This window comes from Sphingomonas sp. 35-24ZXX, assembly GCF_000786215.1.
Classification (GTDB): domain Bacteria; phylum Pseudomonadota; class Alphaproteobacteria; order Sphingomonadales; family Sphingomonadaceae; genus Blastomonas.
Genome location: NZ_JROG01000023.1, coordinates 1 through 3,649, shown reverse-complemented (window position 1 = coordinate 3,649; position 3,649 = coordinate 1). Strand labels below are relative to the sequence as shown.

Sequence of the window (3,649 nt, the reverse complement as noted above, 5' to 3'; positions counted from 1 at the left end):
AATCAGACGGTCCTTCGAGGCGTCCAGCTGATCGCACAGCGCGACAAGCCGGGGATGATCGTCAGCGATAATGGCACGGAGTTCACCAGCAATGCCGTGCTCGCATGGTGCGGGCAGATCGGCGTCGAGTGGCATTACATCGCTCCAGGCAAGCCGATTCAGAACGGCTATGTCGAGAGCTTCCACGGTCACATGCGCGACGAGCTGTTGAACGATACCCTGTTCATGAGCCGTGCCCATGCCCGGGTCGAGATCGCTGCCTGGGGCTAGGATTACAACCGGGAGAGACCGCACTCGGCCCTCGGCTACGCAACCCCGGCGGCGTTCGCCGCTGAACTGAATAAGCAATGGCCTGCTTCGCTACGCCCTACGGGCTCCGCTACGCAGCCCATTGCTTCAACCGCGCTGATGCGCAAAACAACCGCCCGGCTCTATTCCCCGCTGGGCAACGCTGGGGGGGCACGTCACCGGCAGGGCATCCAGCTGGTGGGTTCGAGGGGGTTATCCTCTGAAAGCACGTTATTGTCCCCAAAAACCATTGCGGTAAACGGGCCAAGCTAAGAAGGTCAGACAGTCAACGTATCCAGCGCCAGTAGTGACAGCACCATTTCGTCGCCCGGGCCAGAACCAATGCGCAACAAAAGTCCGTCAATAGCGCCAACCGCCATCACAACTTCATGGTACGTATGATCAGCATCGTTGATGTTGAAAGTGTAGCGTGGTTCGGGGTCGTCGCCGGGAAAGTCATAGAACAGCTCTACATATCCTTGGCCCTTCGAGTAGAAGCTGACTTTGACAAACCTGTCCTGAAATTGTGGCAAAGACCGGGGAGCGATGGAGAGATCGACAAACTCACCTGTCGAAGTTCGTAGTCCGCTAGTGGTCCCGAAGGTATCGACAGTTTCGAGCTCAAGACCAGTGCCACCCGAAATCGACAGCGCAAAGTCTGTCGAGGTGTATGCGCCACTTGTCCAGCCGCTAGACATCATCGTTTCCAGCTGTCGAGTTATCAGGTTGTTCCGAATTGCAGCCGTCAATGTGAAGCCTGTTCGCCGTAGATTCGGACTGGTGTCAGCAAAGGGTTGAAAATTGCTGCACCCCAACCCTTTGTTATAGCCAAACGAATTGCTGACATCCCCGCCCTGATAGCGAACGGCCCCCGATGCCTGGCCATTCAGATCCTCGTAGACATTGCCATCGACATGGCATCCTGTAATTTCGCCACAGCTTATCCCGCAGCGATAGGCCGGATCGTTAATATAGCCTGCATCGCTGATTATGTTACCGGAGACGATAACATTGGCAGCCTGGTTGAGTGCAATGCCAGACGCGTGAATGGGGCCGCGAATTTTGTTCGGACCGATGGTCCCATTACGTGGCCAGTCGCTTTGAATAACGTCCCCTGATTCAAGCACCCTAACTTCGCCATCGAGATGATAATCAGCCCCGACAACGATGCCGCTATCGCCGCCACCTGTGATGATGTTTCCAGCAGCAATAAAGCCGTCGCAGCCAGAGTTGAACTGGATACTCTCCAGTCCGACAAATCCGTAAATAATCACTGATTGCCCGGGGATGAGCCCTAATACTTCAACATCAAATTCAGTAGCGACTATTTTTACCGTACCGCCAATTTCTTTGAACACGCCATTGGCCGATGCAGCGAAGCGCATCACACTGCGGCCTGTCGTGAAACGAAATGTCTGCGTGGCAGCTGTCGCGACAAACTCTTTCGTGTAAACCCGCTGCCTGATCTGATTGTTGTTTGCCATACAATCGGTTGACCAGCGAAACTGGATGCCGAAGCCGGTATGCTCCTCTATCGTATTGCCGATCGCAGCGGGGTGGCGACAATTCTGAAAAACAAACGGCGTCGTGTGCTCACCGCCTTCTGGCAACACGCAACGGGTGACCAAGGGGTAATCAGCGTCGTCAAACAATCCGCAATGACCGTAAGCCCCGGTGAAGGTCACGCCATCAATTTGAGGATTCGCGCCACCGGCCTTGACCCCATAGAGACAATAGGTGGGTGCATCGATAGTTATACCACTGATCTTGCTACCAATCGCCGTTAATAGTGCTTGCTCCTCGGCGGCTTTTGTAGAACGTAATGTGCCAGTACCGGCGAGATGGACACCTGAAATATCGACCGGATCGATAACGAAGATACCATCAGGCACGATAATGGTACCTCCAACGCCGACAGCTGCTGCAGCAAGTATAATGGCATCTGCATTGGATGCGGCACTTGCGTCTGGTGATGCGTTAAACGGAGCATCAGAAATCAGAACAATTTGGGCCAGCTTGTGACCTACCGTCCCAGGCTCAAATGCAGCGCCTTTGGCATAGCCGCTGATGCCTGCCCCTTCTGGGCTGGCAAGAGAGGCTGGCGTGATTGTTCGGGCCACCTCCAACGAACCGGCGACGGTTTTCGCTCGAAAGACCAGATTACCGACACCATCATCAACTGAAAAAAGGCTGCCCAGATCTGTAGCAGCTTCCCCAGCGGCAATGGCTGCAGCCAAGTTCCCATATTGGGCAATTCCGTAGAAGTTGGATGCGGCCAAGGCTGTCGAGACTGCAAGCTCTGCAGTCACGAGATGAGGGGCCACAGCCGCACTTACCAGACCAGACACTGCGGCGCGCCGAGTCAAACCGTCGTTTACCATCACCACCCGCGTATCACCGTTAAGGCTAATATAAGGATCAGAAAGCAAATCTTACTCAGAAGTCAATCGCCGATGTGCTGAAAGTGGACCAAAGCGGGTACATGGCAACTAGGCTCAGGACCTATTAAATCGCTTGCGGAGTGTGCGATCGGTTGATTCAATGGCGGCGCAAGGAGGCGCTGCCATGGGTGATCTGATCTGGTTGTCGGAGGCGCAAATGCGTCGGATCGAGCCGTATTTTCCGTTGTCGCACGGGGTGCCCCGTGTCGATGACCGGCGGATTATCAGCGGTATCATCTTCGTGATCCGCAATGGTTTGCGCTGGCGCGATGCCCCCGTCGAGTATGGGCCAGCCAAGACGATCTACAACCGGTTCATCCGCTGGAGCCGCATGGGCGTATTCAACAGGATCTTCGCTGCCTTAGCCGCGAAGGGCGGCAAGCCCGATCAACTGATGATTGATGCCACCCACCTCAAAGCACACCGAACGGCAGCCAGCCTGCTTAAAAAGGGGCTGTTCCCCGACGTATCGGACGCACCAAAGGAGGCCTGAACTCCAAGCTCCATGCGGTATGCGATGGCATGGGTCGCCCGCTCGTCATGCTGCTCAGCGAAGGCCAGATGAGCGACTACAAGGGCGCGGCAATGATGATCGACGCCTTGCCATCTTCCAAGGCAATGTTGGGCGATCGAGGCTACGATGCCGACTGGTTCCGCACCGCCCTGGCCGAGCGCGGCATGATCGCCTGCATCCCGTCAAAAGCTAACCGCAAAGCGCCGATTCCACATGATACCGTGCTCTACCGCCAGCGTCACAGGATCGAGAACATGTTCGGCAAACTCAAGGACTGGCGTCGCATCCACACACGCTACGACCGATGCGCCCACACTTTCATGTCCGCAATCTGCATCGCTGCAACCGTCATCTTCTGGATCAATCAATGAGTCCTGAGCCTAGGCTGTGTTGACAAAAGGGATTC

At 55.5% G+C, this 3,649-nt stretch carries 2 protein-coding genes and 1 pseudogene; 2 read left to right on the top strand and 1 reads right to left on the bottom strand.

All coding sequences use genetic code 11. The features are described from left to right. A pseudogene (locus LI72_RS18795) lies at positions 1-432 on the top strand (integrase core domain-containing protein); the annotation flags it as partial. A gap of 134 nt (positions 433-566) precedes the next feature. Here LI72_RS18795 and LI72_RS18615 read toward each other — a convergent pair. Continuing rightward, positions 567-2,567, bottom strand: coding sequence for a hypothetical protein (locus LI72_RS18615; protein ID WP_197051979.1), 2,001 nt, complete (start codon positions 2,565-2,567; stop codon positions 567-569). A gap of 286 nt (positions 2,568-2,853) precedes the next feature. On the opposite strand from LI72_RS18615, the gene LI72_RS19845 reads away from it, so the two are divergent. After that, positions 2,854-3,614 (top strand): IS5 family transposase gene (locus LI72_RS19845; RefSeq protein WP_156139728.1). Its coding sequence is split into 2 segments (ribosomal slippage): positions 2,854-3,187 and positions 3,187-3,614, totalling 762 coding nucleotides; the frame shifts between segments, so codons are not numbered across the junction. The last annotated feature ends 35 nt before the right edge of the window (positions 3,615-3,649 follow it).